This is a genomic window from Pengzhenrongella sicca, from assembly GCF_017569225.1.
GTDB classification, from domain to species: Bacteria; Actinomycetota; Actinomycetes; order Actinomycetales; family Cellulomonadaceae; genus Pengzhenrongella; species Pengzhenrongella sicca.
Genome location: NZ_CP071868.1, coordinates 2,638,513 through 2,656,069 on the forward strand (window position 1 = coordinate 2,638,513; position 17,557 = coordinate 2,656,069).

Annotated in this window: 18 protein-coding genes; 13 read left to right on the top strand and 5 right to left on the bottom strand. The window is 71.3% G+C overall.

The features are described 5' to 3' along the window. Window positions 1–5 precede the first annotated feature (5 nt). Complete coding sequence (locus tag J4E96_RS12100; RefSeq protein ID WP_227422353.1) at window positions 6–1,007, bottom strand: AAA family ATPase; 1,002 nt, start codon at window positions 1,005–1,007, stop codon at window positions 6–8. Window positions 1,008–1,144: 137 nt separating this feature from the next. Between J4E96_RS12100 and J4E96_RS12105 the strand changes: the two genes are divergently transcribed. The 4 genes from J4E96_RS12105 to J4E96_RS12120 all read left to right on the top strand — a co-directional run bounded on the left by J4E96_RS12105 (window position 1,145) and on the right by J4E96_RS12120 (window position 4,508). Then, the gene (locus J4E96_RS12105) at window positions 1,145–1,507 is read left to right on the top strand and encodes a PadR family transcriptional regulator (RefSeq protein WP_227422354.1); all 363 of its coding nucleotides are present in this window, start codon (window positions 1,145–1,147) and stop codon (window positions 1,505–1,507) included. Then, window positions 1,507–2,853 carry a permease prefix domain 1-containing protein gene (locus J4E96_RS12110; RefSeq protein ID WP_227422355.1) on the top strand — a complete coding sequence of 449 codons (1,347 nt, stop codon included), beginning with the start codon at window positions 1,507–1,509 and terminating at the stop codon, window positions 2,851–2,853. The genes J4E96_RS12105 and J4E96_RS12110 overlap by 1 nt, the downstream gene beginning before the upstream one ends. 94 nt (window positions 2,854–2,947) lie before the next feature. Next, window positions 2,948–4,093: a glycosyltransferase gene (locus J4E96_RS12115; RefSeq protein ID WP_227422356.1), complete on the top strand. Its 1,146-nt coding sequence runs from the start codon at window positions 2,948–2,950 to the stop codon at window positions 4,091–4,093. Between the two features lie 43 nt (window positions 4,094–4,136). Next, on the top strand, window positions 4,137–4,508 hold the full coding sequence (locus tag J4E96_RS12120; protein ID WP_227422357.1) for a hypothetical protein: 372 nt from the start codon (window positions 4,137–4,139) through the stop codon (window positions 4,506–4,508). A gap of 63 nt (window positions 4,509–4,571) precedes the next feature. On the opposite strand, the gene J4E96_RS12125 is transcribed toward J4E96_RS12120, so the two are convergent. Both J4E96_RS12125 and J4E96_RS12130 read right to left on the bottom strand, forming a co-directional pair. Then, window positions 4,572–5,297 (bottom strand): alpha/beta hydrolase, encoded by a 726-nt coding sequence (locus J4E96_RS12125; protein ID WP_227422358.1) that lies wholly within the window; start codon window positions 5,295–5,297, stop codon window positions 4,572–4,574. A gap of 112 nt (window positions 5,298–5,409) precedes the next feature. Beyond that, window positions 5,410–6,048 (bottom strand): pyridoxamine 5'-phosphate oxidase family protein, encoded by a 639-nt coding sequence (locus tag J4E96_RS12130; RefSeq protein ID WP_227422359.1) that lies wholly within the window; start codon window positions 6,046–6,048, stop codon window positions 5,410–5,412. Window positions 6,049–6,243: 195 nt separating this feature from the next. Here J4E96_RS12130 and J4E96_RS12135 point away from each other — a divergent pair, with 195 nt between their 5' ends. Then, complete coding sequence (locus J4E96_RS12135) at window positions 6,244–6,630, top strand: hypothetical protein (protein WP_227422360.1); 387 nt, start codon at window positions 6,244–6,246, stop codon at window positions 6,628–6,630. Between the two features lie 157 nt (window positions 6,631–6,787). Next, window positions 6,788–8,416 carry a methyl-accepting chemotaxis protein gene (locus J4E96_RS12140; RefSeq protein WP_227422361.1) on the top strand — a complete coding sequence of 543 codons (1,629 nt, stop codon included), beginning with the start codon at window positions 6,788–6,790 and terminating at the stop codon, window positions 8,414–8,416. Window positions 8,417–8,462: 46 nt separating this feature from the next. Here the strand turns inward: J4E96_RS12140 and J4E96_RS12145 are convergent, their stop codons facing one another. Then, window positions 8,463–9,248 carry an SDR family NAD(P)-dependent oxidoreductase gene (locus J4E96_RS12145; RefSeq protein ID WP_227422362.1) on the bottom strand — a complete coding sequence of 262 codons (786 nt, stop codon included), beginning with the start codon at window positions 9,246–9,248 and terminating at the stop codon, window positions 8,463–8,465. A 5-nt stretch (window positions 9,249–9,253) separates the two neighbouring features. Beyond that, a complete protein-coding gene (locus tag J4E96_RS12150) occupies window positions 9,254–10,054 on the bottom strand; it encodes an alpha/beta hydrolase (RefSeq protein WP_227422363.1) in 801 nt (266 codons plus the stop codon). Window positions 10,055–10,295: 241 nt separating this feature from the next. On the opposite strand from J4E96_RS12150, the gene J4E96_RS12155 reads away from it, so the two are divergent. The 7 genes from J4E96_RS12155 (at window position 10,296) to J4E96_RS12185 (ending at window position 17,532) form a co-directional block, all read left to right on the top strand. Beyond that, complete coding sequence (locus J4E96_RS12155; RefSeq protein WP_227422364.1) at window positions 10,296–11,309, top strand: LysR family transcriptional regulator; 1,014 nt, start codon at window positions 10,296–10,298, stop codon at window positions 11,307–11,309. 90 nt (window positions 11,310–11,399) lie between these two features. After that, window positions 11,400–12,494, top strand: coding sequence for an FUSC family protein (locus tag J4E96_RS12160; protein ID WP_227422365.1), 1,095 nt, complete (start codon window positions 11,400–11,402; stop codon window positions 12,492–12,494). A gap of 206 nt (window positions 12,495–12,700) precedes the next feature. After that, complete coding sequence (locus J4E96_RS12165; protein ID WP_227422366.1) at window positions 12,701–13,306, top strand: helix-turn-helix domain-containing protein; 606 nt, start codon at window positions 12,701–12,703, stop codon at window positions 13,304–13,306. Between the two features lie 155 nt (window positions 13,307–13,461). Then, window positions 13,462–14,577, top strand: a complete 1,116-nt coding sequence (locus J4E96_RS12170) for an ABC transporter substrate-binding protein (protein ID WP_227422367.1) — start codon at window positions 13,462–13,464, stop codon at window positions 14,575–14,577. Next, window positions 14,565–15,935: an amidohydrolase family protein gene (locus J4E96_RS12175; RefSeq protein WP_406619819.1), complete on the top strand. Its 1,371-nt coding sequence runs from the start codon at window positions 14,565–14,567 to the stop codon at window positions 15,933–15,935. The genes J4E96_RS12170 and J4E96_RS12175 overlap by 13 nt, the downstream gene beginning before the upstream one ends. Continuing rightward, complete coding sequence (locus J4E96_RS12180) at window positions 15,932–16,699, top strand: ABC transporter ATP-binding protein (RefSeq protein WP_227422368.1); 768 nt, start codon at window positions 15,932–15,934, stop codon at window positions 16,697–16,699. The genes J4E96_RS12175 and J4E96_RS12180 overlap by 4 nt, the downstream gene beginning before the upstream one ends. Then, a complete protein-coding gene (locus J4E96_RS12185; protein ID WP_227422369.1) occupies window positions 16,696–17,532 on the top strand; it encodes an ABC transporter permease in 837 nt (278 codons plus the stop codon). The genes J4E96_RS12180 and J4E96_RS12185 overlap by 4 nt, the downstream gene beginning before the upstream one ends. The last annotated feature ends 25 nt before the right edge of the window (window positions 17,533–17,557 follow it).

Sequence of the window (17,557 nt, forward strand, 5' to 3'; positions counted from 1 at the left end):
GGTGGCTAGGGGGTCGGCACTGCGGCGAAGACGGCGTCGACGATCGACTCCGTGCTGATGTTCTGCGCGAGCGCGTCGAACGTGCGCACGATCCGGTGGCGCAGCACCGCGTGCCGGCAGTCCTTGACGTCGTCGGGCGTGACGTACCCGCGTCCGTCCTGGAGCGCGCGCGCCTGCGCGACCCGCATGAGCGCGATGCTGCCGCGCGGGCTCGCTCCGACCCGAACGTGCTGGCCGAGGCCGGCGACCGGTCGCGGGCCGCCGAGCCGGGTCGTGGCGATCAGGTCGACGACATACCGCTTGATCGGCTCGGACACGTAGACGGCGTCGACCAGCCGCTGGAGTGCCGCGACCTCCTCGAGCGACACGGGCGTGCCCGTGATCGGGGCGGTCTGGCGGCCCGACTGGATGCGCTCGAGGATCTCGATCTCCTGGTCGGTCGTCGGGTACCCGACGACCTCCTTGATCAGGAACCGGTCCATCTGCGCCTCGGGGAGGACGTACGTTCCCTCCTCCTCGATCGGGTTCTGGGTCGCGAGCACCATGAACGGCGACGGGAGCGGGTAGACCGTCCCGCCGATCGTCGTCTGGCGCTCCTGCATCGCCTCGAGCATCGCCGACTGCGTCTTGGCGCTCGACCGGTTGATCTCGTCGAGCAGCACGACGTTCGCGTGCACCGGCCCGAGCTGCGTCGTGAACGCGCCCGTGCCGTAGTTGAAGATCTGCGTCCCGACGATGTCGTTCGGCATGAGGTCGGGCGTGCACTGGATGCGGTGGAACGAGCCCGACACCGCGGCGGCCAGCGTCTGTGCGGCCGTGGTCTTCGCGAGCCCCGGCACCGACTCAATGAGGATGTGCCCGCCGCACAGCAGCGCGCTCACGAGCGCGGTGCGCAGGGCCTCCTGCCCGACGACGCGCTGGGCGAAGATCGCATCGATCCGGCTCAGATCGTGCCGCGCGCTCTCGTGCTGGGCGTCGGTGATGGTGTCCCGCGTGGCCGTGTTCATCGAACCCCTTAGGGCGAGGACGTGATGGTGATCGAGAACCTGATTATGTCAGTCCACGTCAGGCGGCGGACCCGAGTCCTTGCATACCTAGCACCTCTAGGGTTCAATACCTCGTACATCTAGGTATGGGAGTCGCCGTGCATATCGACAAGGAACTGGTCGCCGCCTCGGCGACCCCGATGGTGCTGGGCATCCTGGCGGAGGGCGACCTGTACGGCTACGCGATCCTCAAGCGCGTCAGCGAGCTGTCGGGCGGCGGCCTGCAGTGGACCGACGGCATGCTCTACCCCCTGCTGCACCGGCTCGAGCGCCTCGGCCACGTCTCCTCGTCGTGGGGCGTCTCCGAGGCCGGGCGGCGCCGCAAGCACTACGCGATCACGCCGTCGGGTCGCGCGGCCCTCGCCGAGCGGCAGGAGCAATGGACGGTCGTCGCCGACGCGTTGCGCCAGGTGTGGCAGTCCGCGCCGCGACCACCGCAGCCGGCGCAGGGGTGGGCGTGATGGAGCAGCACCTCGAGCTCGAGGCCGACATCGACCGCTGGCGCGGGTACCTCCAGCGGCACCAGGCCATCTCCTCGGCCGACGTCGACGAGCTCGAGGACCACCTCCGCGAGCAGGTCGCCGACCTGCAGGCCACCGGGCTCGACGACGCCGAGGCCTTCCTGGTCGCCATCAAGCGGCTCGGCAACCTCGACGCCGTCTCGCGCGAGTTCGCCCGCGAGCACTCCGACCGGCTGTGGAAGCAGCTCTCCCTGCTCCCCCACGCGGCGGGCGAGTCCGACGCCGCCCCCTCACGCGAGCTCGTCGTCGTCCTCGCGCTCGCCGTCGCGGCGGGGCTCGCCGTCCGGGCCGGCCTGAGCTGGCTCGACGACGCCGCGCTCGCGCGCAACGTCGCCCTGCTGGTCCTTCCGTTCGTGGCGGCGTACTTCGCCTGGAAGCGCCGGCTCGGCCTCCGGACGGTCGCGGCGCTGGTCCTGCCGGCCGTTGTGCTGGCCGTACTGCTGAACGCCTACCCGTTCGAGCCCGACAGCTCGACCGAGCCACTCGCCGCGATGCACGCGGTCGTCGCGCTGTGGCTGCTCGTCGGGGTCGCCTACGTCGGCGGCCGGTGGCGTTCCGACGGCCGACGCATGGACTTCGCCCGGTTCACCGGCGAGCTCGCCATCTACTTCACGCTGCTGGCCATCGGCGGAGGCGTGCTGCTCGGGCTGACGGTGGCCGTCCTGCAGCTCGTCGGCGTCGACCCCGAGCCGGTGCTCGCGGACTGGGTCCTGCCGTTCGCGGTGCCCGGGGCGTTGGTCGTGGCCGCCTGGCTCGTCGAGGCCAAGCAGAACGTCGTCGAGAACATCGCGCCCGTCCTGACCCGGGTGTTCACCCCCCTGACGATCGTCATGCTGGCGACGCTGCTCGGCGCCTTCGCGACCGCAGGCGGGCTCGTCGAGGTCGACCGCGAGCTGCTCATCCTCATGGACGCGATCCTCATCCTCGTCGTCGGCCTGCTGCTCTACTCGATCTCCGCCCGCGACCCGCTCGCGCCGCCCGGGCTGTTCGACACCCTCCAGCTGGTGCTGCTCCTCGCGGCGCTCGCCGTCGATGCCGTGCTGCTCACCGCGATGCTCACCCGGATCGCCGAGTTCGGCGCCAGCCCGAACAAGGTCGCCGCGCTCGGCCTCAACCTGCTGCTCCTGGTGCACCTCGCCTGGGCGGCCCGACTCTGCGTCGGCTTCCTGCGGGGGCGCGCGGCCTTCGCCGAGCTCGAGGGCTGGCAGACGCGCTACCTGCCTGTGTACGGGGTGTGGGCAGCGATAATCGTCGTCGTCTTCCCACCCGTGTTCGCCTTCGCGTGACACCCCGGACGGCCGCCGCCGCCGCGTAGGGTCGGCGGCGGCCCACCCGGCCTGATGGTCGCCCGGGTCATTCGACGACGCGGAGGTCGAGCGGATGCGGTTGCTGTTCACGTTCGCCGGCGGCGAGGGCCACCTGCAGCCGATGCTCCCGCTGGCGAGGACGGCGGCGGACGCCGGACACACGGTGGCCGTCACCGGTGCCCTGTCCCTCGAGCCGACGGTGCGGGGGGCCGGGTTGGAGTTCATCGCGACCGGGCCCGACGTCCGTCCCCAGCGGCGGGCCCTGCAGCCGATCGATCTGGCCGCGGAGTACCGGGTGGTCGGCGAGTACTTCGCCGGCCGGCTCGCCGCGGCCCGGTCCGCAGACCTGCTCGCCCTGTGCGCGGACGCCCGCCCCGACGTGGTCGTTCACGACGAGATGGACTTCGGCTCTGCCGTGATGGCCGAGCGCGAAGGGATCCCGCACGCCAGCGTGATCGTGATCGGCGCAGGTTCCTTCGTCCGGCCGGACCAGGTCGCGGAGCCGTTGAGTCAGCTACGCGCCGACCACGGGCTGCCGGCCGACCCCGACCTGGAGATGCTGACCCGGGGCCTCATCCTCTGCCCGTTCCCGCGTTCCTTCCGAGACCCCACCGACCCCCTGCCGCCGTCGGCTCGCTTCTTTCGCCGCGAGCACGTCGGGCGACCCGGGCCGAGCACACCCCTGCTGGAACGGCTCGCCGGTGGCCCCACCGTCTACCTGACTCTCGGCACCATCTTCAACACCGAGTCCGGCGACCTGTTCTCGCGAGTCCTTGCCGGGGTGCGCGAGCTCGACGTCCAGGTCGTCGTCACGGTCGGCCGCGGCCTCGATCCGGCCGAGCTCGGGCCTGTGCCACGCAACGTGCGCGTCGAGCGATACGTGCCGCAGGCCGCATTGCTGCCGCACTGCGCCGCCGTCATCAGCCACGGCGGCTCGGGCAGCGTGCTCGGCGCGCTCACCCACGGCCTGCCGATGGTCTGCATCCCCTTGGGCGCCGACCAGCCGCTGAACGCCGCACGCTGCACGGCGCTCGGCGTCGGGCGGGTGCTCGACGCGCTCACGCTCACGCCCGACGACGTCATCGCGGCGGCCTCCGCCGTTCTCGCCGAGCCGCGGTACCGCGATGCCGCAGCTCAGGTTCAGGCCGAGATCGTCGACCTGCCGTCGCACGAAGACACTCTCGCCCTGCTGGAGGATCTGCCGTACCGAAGGCGCTGAGCCCGCTCTAGCCGAACGTGTCCCATCTGCGTACCTTCGAGCCATGGCGAACCTCACGGAGAAGCTGGCGCAATCGGTGTCGTCGTGGGGCACCAAGCTGACCTACGGCGAGACGACGATCGTGGGAGGGCACGAGCTCGTGCCGGTCGCGCTCGTCGCCTTCGGCTTCGGGGCGGGCGAGGGCGCTGGCGAGATGCCCGACGGCGGCGACTCCCCCGCGAGCAGGGGCGAGGGCAGCGGCGGAGGGGGCGGCGGCTACGCCGTGCCGATCGGGGCCTACGTCGGCGGCCCAGGCGGGCTGAAGTTCCAGCCCAACCTCATCGCACTCGTCGTGGTCGCCGTGCCGTTGGTGTCTGCGGTCGGCGTGGCCCTCGCGCAGATCATCCGCGCGCTGAGGTCACGCGTCGTTCAGTGAAGGTCGAGAGCGGCTGCCCCTTCTCGACGGGTTAGGCGGACGGCATCCGGCCGAAAACGGCGGTCAGCCGACCGAGGCGAGGGCTTTGAGGATGACATCGGCGACGGCCTCGGGCTGCGCGATCATCACGAGGTGCGAACCGTCGAGCTCGAGGGTTTCGGCGCCCGCCCGCTGGGCCATCGAGAGGAGCACGTCCGTCCCGGCGGCCTTGTCGCCGGTCGCGACGACCGCCCACGAGTGCAGCGTCTTCCAGGCCGGCGCACCGGACTTCTCCTCGAACGCGCTCGCGGCGATCGGTCGCTGGGACGCTCCCAGGACGGCGGCGTGCGATTCCGGCAGGTCCCGGGCGAAGACCTCGTAGAAGGCGCCCGGGTTCACGTAGAGCTCGGTCGCACTGCCGGCGCCGGTGGGGAACTGAGCAGGCAGGATCGCGGCTCCCAGCGCGCTGTCGCGCGACGTGCCTTCGATGTCGGTAAGGCTCTCGTTCTCGTCCGGGGCGAACGCGTTGACGTAGACGAGGCCGACGACGTTCGTGGCGCTACGCGCGGCGTTCGTGATCACCGCCCCGCCGTAGGAGTGCCCGACGGCGAGCACCGGACCGGGGACCTGCGCGATCGCGCTGGCCACGTACGTGGAGTCACTGTGCAGCCCACGCAGCGGCACCGAGAGCGCTTGTACCTTCACACCGGCCGCCAGCAGAAGCTCGGCCACCGGGGCCCAGCTTCCCGCGTCGGCGAACGCGCCGTGCACGAGCGCGACGGTCGTGGAGTCGGAGCTGGCTTCGGTCATGGCAATCCCTCTCTCATCGTCTGTCCCCGCCATTGACTGCTGCGCGCGCCGCCGGCGGCGCCGGGAATGTGCGGTACGCACCAGTTCACCGAACTACCCGAGCGCGGCCGAGTCAAGGCCTGTTCTCACCGGCTGAGAGCCGCCTCCGCAGCTCCGCGTTCTCGGACTCGAGCGCCGCCATCCGGCCACGCAGCGCCGACAGCCGTGGCTCGAGCTCGGCGAGGGTGTAGCGCGCCGTGATGTGCTGGGGGCAGTTCCAGTCGAAGGCGTCCACGGTGACGACGACGGCGCGCTCGACGACGGCGTCGTAGTCGGCGTGGGTGAGGGTGGCGAGGAGCTCGGCGTCGACGTCGACCGCCCGCGCGTGCCCGAAGATCTTCAGTCGCCGCTGGCTGGGGTAGTCCATGACGATCATCGCGACGCGCTCGTCGGCGCGCAGATTGCCCGTGCTGATGTACTGCAGGTTGCCGCGAAAGTCGGCCCAGCCGAGGCGGTGCTCGTCGAGGACGTGCACGAAGCCCGGCGGCCCGCCCCGGAACTGCACATAGGGCCAGCCGGTCTCCCCCACGGTCGCCAGGTAGAAGCTGTCCCGGTCCGCCAGGAAGTCGCGGACCTCGGGGGTGATCGCATCCGGCCCCTCCTCCGGGCGGGCCTGCGCCGCGCGCCGTGCGTAGAAGCGCTGGCTGCCGTGGAGCTCCTGGACGTCTGCCACCGGGGCCGTGAACGCGATCTCCGCGTAGTGCTTACTCACGCCCACACCCTTGCCTCTGCGCGCGCCGACGGTCAACCACGTCGTCGGAGCGAGTGGCACCGAATCGTTCGCGAAGCAGCGACGATCGCCCCCTTCCCCCCGCCGCCCGGGATCAATACGGTGGCGACCAGCCGGCGGGGTTCGCCGGCGGCACGAGCGATCGCCGGCCAGCGCCGGCGCAGAAGGGGGATACCCATGGACGCACAGACCGGACGAGACCGAAAGCCCGGACGCAGGTTCCGAGCTGCCTGCGTTGCTGTCCTGCTCGCCGGTGGGGTGCTGGCCTCGTCCGCCGCGCCGGCCCTCGCCGTCGCCCCGGCGGCGGGCTCCGTCTCGGCCCGGCACGCCCCGGGCCCGAACAACCCGGCGTACTGGGAGTACGACGGCCTGTACTCGTGCTCCAAGAAGTGGTTCCCCGGCGGGAAGTCGTACACCAAGCCGGACGGCGTGGCTTTCGTCGTGATCAAGGCCGGCCGGACCCAGTTCGTCAGCGACCTGGGCGACTCGAACGACGGCGACCGGACCTACGCCTTCCCGCACCGCATCCGGTACGTCATCTCCTGCCTGTTCACCGACGCGTAGCGACGCCGCACCCTGTCCGCAGCACGGCCGACCCGCTCGGCCCTGCCTGCGGATGGGTCGCTGAGCAGGTCATTCACTCGAACGATGTCTCAGATCCTGGACGGAGGTGCCGATCAGGCAGGCGAACCCTTCAGCCCTGCAGCACTCGAGGAGAATTATGTCTGGCGACACAGCCACCCCCGGTACCCGATCGCGGTTCTTCCGCATCACTGATCGGTCGGTCACCGTGCAGGTAGCCGCGTCGATCGCTGTCGTCGCCGTCGTGGCGATGGTGATCGCGGCGCTCGGGGTCGTCGGCGTCACCCGGATGGCGACAACGGCGGACGAGCTGTACAGCCAGGACGTCCAGGGCACCTCGCTCGCCGGCCAGATGAAGTACCAGATGGTGTTCGCGCAGTACAACGCGGTCAGCGGCGCCTTCGCCACCGACCCCGCCAAGGCGACCGCCAACAAGGCGGCGCGCGACGACGCGCTCACGCAGATCGACGTCGTCGCCGACCAGTACCTCACGCAGGCTCGACCGGGCGCGGCTCAGGCTGACCTGCTCGAGACGGTGCGGGCCGACGTCGCCACCTACACGGATGCGATCGCCCAGACCGAGGTGCTCCTGGCCGCGGGCAAGGCGCAGGAGCGCACCGAGCTCGTGGCGACGGTCGTCTCGCCGCTCGGCGCGACGATCGGGGCCAACATCGACAAGCTCCTCGCCCTGCAGGTCGAAGCGTCGGCGCAGGCGAACGACGACGCGGCGGCACTGGCCACCCAGGTGCGGCTGTGGACGATTCTCGTTACGGCGTTCGGGAGCGTCCTCGCGCTGGCGCTCGGGGTGCTCGTCACCCGCTCGCTCACGTCGGGCATCCGCAAGGTCAAGTACGTCGCGGACGGCCTCGCCGCGGGTGACCTCACGCGGTCGTCTGGCCTGACCCAGGGCGACGAGGTCGGCCAGACCGCGGCCGCGCTCGACCACGCGTCGGCGAACCTGAAGGGCCTCGTCACCGGGGTCGTCGAGATCGCCCGGACGCTCGCCGCGGCGCTCGAGGAGCTCGCCGCGTCGAACGCCGAGATGGCCGTCGGGGTCGACGGCTCCAGCGCCCAGGCGGGCGTCGTGGCGGCGGCGGCGGAGCAGGTCTCGCGGAACGTGCAGACCGTGGCGGCGGGTGCGGAGCAGATGGGCGCCTCGATCCGGGAGATCGCGCAGAACGCGAACGAGGCGGCGAAGGTCGCCCACCAGGCGACCGGCGTCGCGAAGGTCACGAACGAGACCGTCACGCAGCTCGGGGTGTCGTCGGTGGAGATCGGGAACGTGGTCAAGGTGATCACGCAGATCGCGGCGCAGACGAACCTGCTGGCGTTGAACGCGACGATCGAGGCGGCGCGCGCGGGCGAGGCGGGCAAGGGGTTCGCGGTGGTCGCGAGCGAGGTCAAGGACCTGGCGCAGGAGACCGCGCGGGCCACGGAGGAGATCACTCGGCGGGTCGACGCGATCCAGGTCGACACCACCGGCGCCGTCGTCGCCATCGGCGAGATCTCGGCGATCATCGCCTCGATCAACGACTACCAGCTCACGATCGCGTCGGCGGTTGAGGAGCAGACGGCGACGACGAACGAGATGTCGCGGTCGGTGACCGAGGCCGCGACGGGGTCCGGAGAGATCGCCGCCAACATCACGGGGATCGCGACGGCGGCGGCGGCCTCGAGCGTGTCGGTCGCCCAGGGGGCCGAGGCGGTCACCGAGCTCGCCCGGATGTCGGCCGACCTGCGCGACCGCGTCGCGGCGTTCACCGTCTGACCGGCAGGCGCAGGCGCAGCGCAGGCGCAGGCGCTGATGAACCGCGCTAGATGGTGGAGATCAGTCCCCCGTCGATCGTGACGTCGGCGCCCGTGATGTTTGCGGCGAGGTCGCTGGCGAGGAAGCACACCAGGTCGGCGACCTCGTCCGGGCGGGTGAAGCGCCCCGTCACGCTCTCCGCCGCGGCGCGGGCCGCGACGTCGTCGGGATCGGCCCCGCTGGACCGCGCGACCGTCGCCGCAACGCCGCCGGACCCGAGCCAGAGGTCGGTCGCGACCGGACCCGGACTGACCGTGACGCTGCGGATGTGGTGGGGACCGAACTCCTTGGACAGCGACTTGCAAAAGCTGCTCAGCGCCGCCTTGGCCGCGCTGTAGTCGATGACCGTCGGGTCGGGAAGCCTCGCGTTGACGGAGCTGGTCGTCACGATCACGCCGTGCCCGGCCGCGATCATGGTCGGGAGCGCGGCCCGGGTGACGCGGACGGCGGCCATCAGGTTCAGAGTGAGCGAGGACTGCCACTGCTCGTCGGTCACGCCGAGGAAGCCGTCCAGGCGCGGGGTCACGGCTCCGACGTTGTTGACGAGGATGTCAACCCCGCCGCGTTCGACAGCCGCGTCCACGAGCTTGACCGCGTCCGCCGGGACCGCCAGGTCTGCCGGCACGAAGTGGACGCGCCCGCCGGCGCCGAGCGCCGTCAGCTCGTCGGACGCCGTGCGAGCGCCCGCGATGACCTCGACACCCTCCCGCGCGAGCGCGCGGGTGATCGCCAGGCCGATGCCCCGGGACGCGCCCGTGACGACCGCGATCTTGCCGGTCAGCTGCAGGTCCATGCCGCTCAGACCCCGTTCGTCTTGAGCCAGTCCAGCACCGCGTCGGCGACCGTCTTCCACCCGCTGTCCACCGTGAGCGAGTGGCCCCGCCCCTCGAACTGCTTGAGCTCGGTGACGGCGGCGCTGTCCCGGTACTGCTTCAGCGTCGACCGGGTGACGACGTCGGGCACCGTGTGGTCCGCGGTCCCGGAGATGAGCAGGAGCGGGCCGCGGGTGGCGTTCGCCGTGTCGACCTTCGCCTGGGAGTGCATGACGAAGTTGGCCGCCGCGGCCTGGAACAGCGGCCGGGCCGGCGACGGGATGGTCCACCTCTCGTACAGGGCGTCCGACTCGTCGTCGCTCAGCGCGTTCCCGAAACCGAAGCGGAACTCGGCCTTGGTCAACGAGACGGACCGATGCAGGTTCGCGGGGTTGCCGAGCCCGGGCAGTCCCGCGCGGAGCTGGGCGAGCGGAAGTGGCAGCACTCCCTTGATCTGGGCGGGGTCGATCGCGACGGCGGCGACGCCGTGCCCCTGCCCGAGCAGCTTCTCGGCGATCAGCCCGCCGAACGAGTGCCCGATGATGACCGGCGGCGAGTCCAGCCCCGAGATGATCGCGGCGAAGTGGTCGGTCGCGTCGTCGATGCTGGTGTCCGCGACGGCGTCGGGCAGCGCGCGTGCCTGCGCGACGGTGTCCGGCTCGTGCGGCCAGCCCGGCGCGATCGGGTCGTACCCGGCGTCCGCGAACAGGCTCAGCCAGGGACCCCAGCTGGACGCGTGCAGCCACAGGCCGTGGATGAAGACCACCGGGGTGCGAGGCGCTGTCATGGCAGTTCCCTTCGAGAGTGAGCTCGGTCGGTGAGGTCGCGCCACCGGTCAGACGAGGACGAGATCGACGCGCTCCGGTGTCGCGCTTCCCCACCGCATCCGACACCCGCGCAGCCCGCGTCGTCCAAGACCGGTTCGGTCGGGATCGATAACCGCCGAGGCTGTCTCCGGCGGCGGAGCGCCGCTACGGTGGGCACGCCGGGCACCCTGCCCGCCGCCCCGGGACCCGTCGGAGGCCCGCATGGACCTGGACCTTCGGTCGGTGCGCTACTTCGTCACCGTCGCCGACTCGCTGCATTTCGGGCGCGCCGCCGCGCAGCTGTACATCAGCCAGCCCGCCCTGTCCAAGCAGATCCGCAAGCTCGAGGCGCAGATAGGCGCGCCGCTGCTCGTGCGCGACAGCCGGCACGTCGTGCTGACCCCACGGGGCCAGCGGTTCCTCGAGGAGGCGCGCCAGCTGCTGCTGATCGCGCAGAAGATGCAGCAGTCGGCCCGCTCGGAGGTCGTGCGGATCGCCCACGTGTTCGAGCTCGAGACGAGTCACGCCGTCGCCGACGCCTATCTCGTCGCCCATCCGACGGCCGAGCTGCACGAGCACGCGATGGACAGCGTCTCCCAGCTCGACGCGCTCCTGCAGGACCGGCTGGACGTCGCGATCCTGCGCATCACGCCCGGCATGCTCGCCGCGCATCCGACCGGCTGGTCGCACTGCCTGCTGCGGCTGGAACCCCTCGTGCTCGTCGGGCGCCCCGGCGATGAGTCGAAGCACAGCGCACCGCTCGACGAGCGACCGTTGGAGGTCTTCGCCGACCCACCCCACTCGGGCAGCTTCAACGCGCACGGCGAATACCTCGCGGCGCTCGAGGAGGACGTCGGGATCACCATGCGCTGGGTCGGCACGCCCGGGGTCTTCAGCCGCTGCCTCGCCTACCTGACCCGAACGGCCAGCCAGGCGCGCTCGCTGGAGTTCCTCAGCTACGCCGAACGGTACGAGGCGGCGGGGCTGCCGGTGTACTGGCCCGAGCAGCTCCAGCCGTACTACCCGTGGTCGCTCGCCTGGCGCAGCGCGGATCCTTCGCTCGCGACAGCAGACGTGCTCCACGCGGCCCGAAGTCTCGCCCTGCGCAAGGGCTGGCTCGAGCCGGCGCCGCACGCGGCGGCGCCGCCGTGGCTGCCGCCGGACGATCCATCGACGGTCGAGGCGCTCGGTCGACGGCTCGCCGAGCCCCCGGTACCGATCGAGCGTGCCCGCTGACGCCCCGCGTCCGCGCGAGGTGGCGAGCGGCGCAGCCGAGCTGACCGATACTGGTCGTACCAATCTCGAGTCGCGGCTGGCGGGTGCACCATGGATAGGCCCGGCCTCGCCTCGTTCGGTTACGCGCAGCGAGCGGTGCGGCACGCCCGGGTGCAGCTCGCGTTCAAGGGCGCCTTCTCGGCCGCCGCCGCGTGGTTCGTGGCCGCTCAGCTGCTGCCGGACGACATCGCGACCTACGCCTACTACGCGCCGTTGGGCGCGGTCATCGCGATCCACCCGACCGTGCACCGCTCGGTCACCGAGGCGGCCCGGAACGTCGCGGGCATCTTGCTCGGCGCGGCCATCGCGCTGGCGACCGAGGCGCTGCTCGGCGTCAGCGTCCTCACCGTCGCGCTGGTGGTCGCGGCGGGCATCCTCGTCGGTGGGCTGCGCTGGCTCGGCACCCAGGGGGCGTGGGTGCCCACCGCCGCGCTGCTCACGCTCGTCGTCGGCAGCCAGGACCACCAGGACTACGTGCTCGCCTACGCCGGCCTGACCCTGATGGGTGCTGTGCTCGCCGTCCTGGTGAACATGATCCTGCCGGCCCTGCCCCTGCAGCGGTCCGCGCGCTCGCTCACGGACCTGCGCGGTTCCCTCGCCGGCGAGCTGGACGCGCTCGCAGACGACTACTGCCGGCCCGACGACGCCGCCGCGCGGACCGAGCGCTCAGGCACCCGCCACCTGGACCACCTGCTGGGAGAGATGCGCTCCGCGGTGCGGGAGTCGGGCGAGGCCGCCGACGCGAACCGGCGCGCGCGCCACCACCGCGAGACGCTCCGGGACCTGCACCGGCAGGCCCGGGGGCTGGAGCAGCTGGGGTTCGTGGTCCAGAGCCTCGGTCTGCTCCTGGACGACCAGGGCCCCGGCAGCGGGTCGCTGGGCGGGGACTCCGAGGTTCGGCTCGCCGCGTCCCGCGCGCTGCGCGCTCTCGGGGACGCCGTGCGGGCGGTCGTCGGCGGCAGGTCCGACCAGGGGCTCACCGCCGCCGCTGACGACGCCGTCGACCACCTCGCCGAGACGCTGCGCGCACACCCGGACGACGCCGGGGCGTACCCCGACCTGCTCATCACCGGCACGGTCGTCACCGCCCTGCGCCGCTCCCTGACGGTCATCCGCCGCGGCGACGAGGACGACCTCCGCGCGTGACCCCTCGCGCGTGACGCGTGACGCGCGGCGTGCCGAACCACGACCCACCGAAGCACCGACCCACCGACCCACCGACCCACCGAGTGAACGCAGCGCTTACTCCCAGGCAACATGGAATTTACTTGGCGCGTGCGGGGGCGAAACAGAGCCTCGCGTACGGTGAGTTCACGAGCAGTAAACGCGCTGCTTACTGAAAGGGATGGTCCGTGACGCGCACCGAGTCCGACACTGACACCGACAACGCCGCCCTCGGGGAAAGGGTGCGCGACCTGCGGGCCCTGACCGGCCTGTCGATGCGGGACCTCGCGTCCCGGGCAGGGCTCAGCGCCGGCTACATCAGCCAGATCGAGCACGGCCAGGCAAACCCGAGCCTCGCCGTGATTCGCTCGATCGCCGAGTCCTTCGGCGTCACCTGGCTCGAACTCTTCCAGCCAACCCAGAAGCACGGTCGCGTGCTGCGCAAGCAGGACCGCCCTCGGCTCTTCTCCGACGGGAAGGTGGCCCACTACGGGATCACCCAACCCCCGATCGGCAACGTCGAGGTACTCGTCACCGAGTACGCACCCGGCCAGGGTGCCGGCGACGAGACGTACACCCACGGCGACTCCCAGGAGATCTGCCTGGTGATCCGCGGCAGCCTCCAGTTCACGGTCGACGGCGAGACCGCGACGCTCGACGCTGGGGACAGCATCGAGTACCGCACCTCGGTCCCCCACCGGCTGATCAACCTCGGTGCCGAGACCGCCGAGGCAGTCTGGGTCGTCACACCACCGTCGACCCCGGTCTCGCGGACCCCCACCGCCGTCGACTGACGCCGGGTCGCCAGCTCCCGGTCAGCTCCACCACCCGCACGGCTCCACCACCTGCACCCGCATCGATGCGCCCAGCGCGTCGGTCGCGGTGCTGCGCCCTGATGTCCCTCCTCCTCCCGAGCACGCCCTCGTTTCGCCTCCCAAGGAGAACTCCCATGCCTCGCTCTCGCATGACCGCCGCCGTCGCGGCCCTGTTCGCCTCCACCCTGCTGGCCGCGTGCGCGGGTGGTGCCGGCTCGGATTCCGCGAACGCCGGCGGAACGACCGCCGGGACCGATCCGGTCACGATCCGCTTCGGCCTGCCCACGCAGATGGGCGCGAACAACTCGCCGATGGCCGTGGCCGAACACCTCGGCTACTTCGACGAGGAGGGCATCGACCTCGAGATCGTCCACACCTCGGACTCGACCTCGATCGTGCAGGGGATCAACACGGGCGCGCTCGAGATCGGCTCCACCCCGCCCGAACCGTTGTGGCAGTCGATCGAGGCGGGCACCGACCTACAGCTCATCTACAACTACATCCGGAAGCAGACCGGATCGATCGTCTCGCTCGCCGACGGCCCCGTGCAGTCCCTCGAGGACCTCGAGGGCGCGTCCATCGGGCAGGCGAGCCTCGGGAGCAGCAACCTGCTGCTCGCGAACGGCATCCTCGCCTCCGTCGGGTTCGAGGAGGACGCCGACTTCACGAACATCGCCGTCGGCACGGGCGCGGCCGCCCTGCAGGCGCTCGAGGGCGACCAGGTGCAGGCGCTCTCGTTGTGGGACACCGAGTACGCCGCCTTTGAAGCGACGGGCGTCGAGCTGAACTACTTCACGACCCCGGAGGTCGAGTCCCTCTTCTCGACCACGTACTTCACCTCCCCCGACTACCTCGCGTCGAGCCCCGAGGCGATCGAGGGCTTCGGTCGGGCGATGGCCAAGGCCACCCTCTTCACCGCCACCAACCCCGAGGCGGCCCTGCGGATCATGTACGAGGACTACCCCGCCACGCGCCTCGCGGGAGTCTCGGAGGACGACCAGCTCGCCACCGACCTCACCGCGCTCGAGCGCAGGATCGTGCTCCTGACCGCCGACGACCCGGACGGCACCCGCACCTGGGGCGCCTACACCCCGGAGGCCGTCACCGCGTGGGCGGACTTCGCCGCCGGGAGCGGGATCATCCCGGCCGAGATCGACGCCGCGGCGCACGTGCAGAACCAGCTCGTCGAGGGCTACAACGACTTCGACAGCGCGGCCGTCATCGAGCAGGCGCAGGGGTGGACCGAATGACCGCGCTGCGCTACACCGACGGCATCCTGGCGATCGACCACCACTCCCACGCGGGCTACGTCCGGCCCGGCCAGCAGGTGTCCGGCGTCGGCCACTACACGCTCGAGAACTCGCTCGGCCACGTCGAGGGCCACGTCCCGCACGCGGACTACCAGGACTACATGGCCCTCGTGGAGTCGGGAGACGACGACGGCGCGGCCGCGCTGGGAGACCGCCTCGGGATCCCGGCGCTCATCGCTCAGAGCGAGCTGTTCCAGCAGACGACCGTGCACGCCGTCGCCCTCAAGGAAGGCTGCGAGGCGCTCTACGGAACGGTCCCCGCGCAGTCGCTCGACGCCATCAGCCGGCAGGCCCGCATCGACGACCCGGTCGGCCTGTACGACAGGGCGCTGCTGCTGTCGGGCACCTCAGGCGTGCTCACCGACATCCCCGAGATCGACGCGACCGCCTGGCCGCACGAGCGGTACAAGCCCATCGCCCGGATCGACCCGTACCTGTTCCCGTTCGGCCACCCCGCGTGGACGGGGCGCGGCACCGACGCGCCACGGTTCCGCCGGATCTTCTTCCGGGTGCTGCACCGGCAGCTCGAGATCGCCGGCACGGAGCTGCCCGCGACCCTCGAGGAGTACAAGGAGTTCGTGCTGGCCTCCCTCGAGCGCCGCAAGGCCGAGGGCTTCGTCGGGCTGAAGATCGCCTCCGCCTACGTGCGGAGCCTGGAGTTCGTGCGCACCGACGTCGAGACGGCCCGCCGGGCCTGGTCGACGCTGCGCGCCGAGGCCAGCAGGCCCTTCGACGGACGCGAGGCCGAGGCGGGCCTCACCCCGGCGGCGCACAAGGAGCTCGCCGACCACCTCGCGTTCTTCGTGGCCGAATGGGCGGTGGCGGCGAGCCTGCCGATGCAGATCCACACCGGCTTCGGCCACACCGAGCCCGGGCTCACGATCTCCACGGCCAACCCGCTGCTGCTCGAGGGGCTGCTCGGTGACCCCGCGCTCAACGCGCTCCAGGTCATCCTCATCCACGGCGGCTTTCCCTACTCTGCCAACCTCACCGCGCTCGCGCAGATGAACGGCAACGTCCACCTCGACTTCTCCTGGATGCCCTACCTGCACCATCACGCCGTCGGGCGGGTGCTCGAGGAATGGCTCGAATTGCTGCCCGCCAACCGCGTGATGTTCGGCACCGACACCGGCTCGCCCGAGGTCCATGTCGCGTCGACGCTCCGGGCCCGCCGCGCGCTCGACGGCGTGCTCGACTCCGGGGTGCGGGACAGGCTATGGACCCCGAGCCAGGCCACCTGGCTCGCGGAGCGGGTGCTGCACCGCAACCTGTGCGACGTCTACGGGATCGACGCATGAGCACCCTGGTGGAGCTGGACCGGCTCGACAAGGTCTACGCGACCGGCACGGGCGACGTCGTGGCCCTGGACGGCATCACCCTCGCGATCGACGAGGGCGAGTTCGTCGCGGTCGTGGGCCCGTCGGGCTGCGGCAAGACGACGCTGCTGAAGATCCTTGCCAACATCGAGCAGCACACCGGCGGTGCGGGGATCCTCGGCGGCAAGGAGCTCGGCGGCAACCGCTCCGGCGACGTCGGCATGGTGTTCCAGAAGGCCACGCTGCTGCCGTGGCTCGACATCCTCGCCAACGTGCTGCTGCCCGTGACGCTCAAGCGCCGCGCGACCCGCCAGGACACGGCGGCCGCCCTCGGCCTGCTCGAGATGGTCGGGCTGAGCGAGTTCGCGCGCAAGCGGCCGCACGAGCTCTCGGGCGGCATGCAGCAGCGCGCGGCGATCTGCCGAGCACTGGTCCACGAACCGTCCCTGCTCCTGCTGGACGAGCCCTTCGGGGCGTTGGACGCCATGACGCGCGACCAGCTCAACGTGGAGGTGAATCGCATCTGGCGAGAGACCCACAAGACCGCGGTGCTCATCACCCACTCGATCCCCGAAGCCGTCTTCCTGGCCGAGCGGGTGATCGTGATGAGCCCGCGGCCGGGGCGCATCATCGCGGACATCCCCATCCCCTTCGGCAAGGAACGGACGCTGGACCTGCTCGGCACCCCGGAGTTCGCCGCCCTGAGCGCCCAGATCCGCCGATTCTTCGAGGTGAAGGCAGCATGACCACGACCTCCGACCCCACCGGCACGGCGCTGGACTCCCCCGCCGCCGTCGACCGTCCACGTCGCGCGCGGGGCGCGAGCCCTCGCCGCCGTCAGCTCGCCGGCTCGCTCGGAGTGCTCAGCGCGGTGCTGCTGTCGTGGCAGTTCCTGCCGCAGGCGCTCCAGACGCCGTCCTACGTCGTCCCGGTCCTCAGCGACGTCCTCGTCGCGCTCTTCGACCCGGCCGCCTTCCCGCGCTACCTCGAGGCGGCCGCCGCGACGATGACCGAGGTGGGGCTCGGACTGGCCATCGGGGTCTCGCTCGGTCTCGCGCTCGCCGTCACGCTGGCCCAGCTGCCGACGCTCTACGGGATCGTCTTCCCCTACATCGTGGCGATCGAGTCGATCCCGAAGGTGGCCATCGCCCCGCTCTTCGTGATCTGGTTCGGGTTCGGGCTCTCGTCGAAGATCGTCGTCGTCGTGCTCCTGGCGTTCTTCCCGGTGCTGGTCAACACCATCCATGGGCTGCGCAGCGTCGACCGCGACCAGATCGACCTCTTCCGCGTGAACGGCGCGACGCCGATGCAGATGCGCCTGCGCCTGCTGGTCCCCGCGGCGCTGCCGCAGATCTTCAGCGGGCTCGAGCTCGCCGTCGCGAGCGCGATGATCGGGGCGATCGTCGCCGAGTTCGTCGGGGCCCAGAAGGGGCTCGGCGTCCTCATCCTCCAGGCGCAGGGACGGATGGAAACACCGGCGGTCTTCGCCCTTCTGATCATCCTGTCGGCCCTCGGCATCGGCCTGAACACGCTGGTCCGGCTCCTGCGCCGGGTCGTGGTCACGTGGGAGCAGCACTGAGGGCGGTCGGCGCTGGTGGACCCGC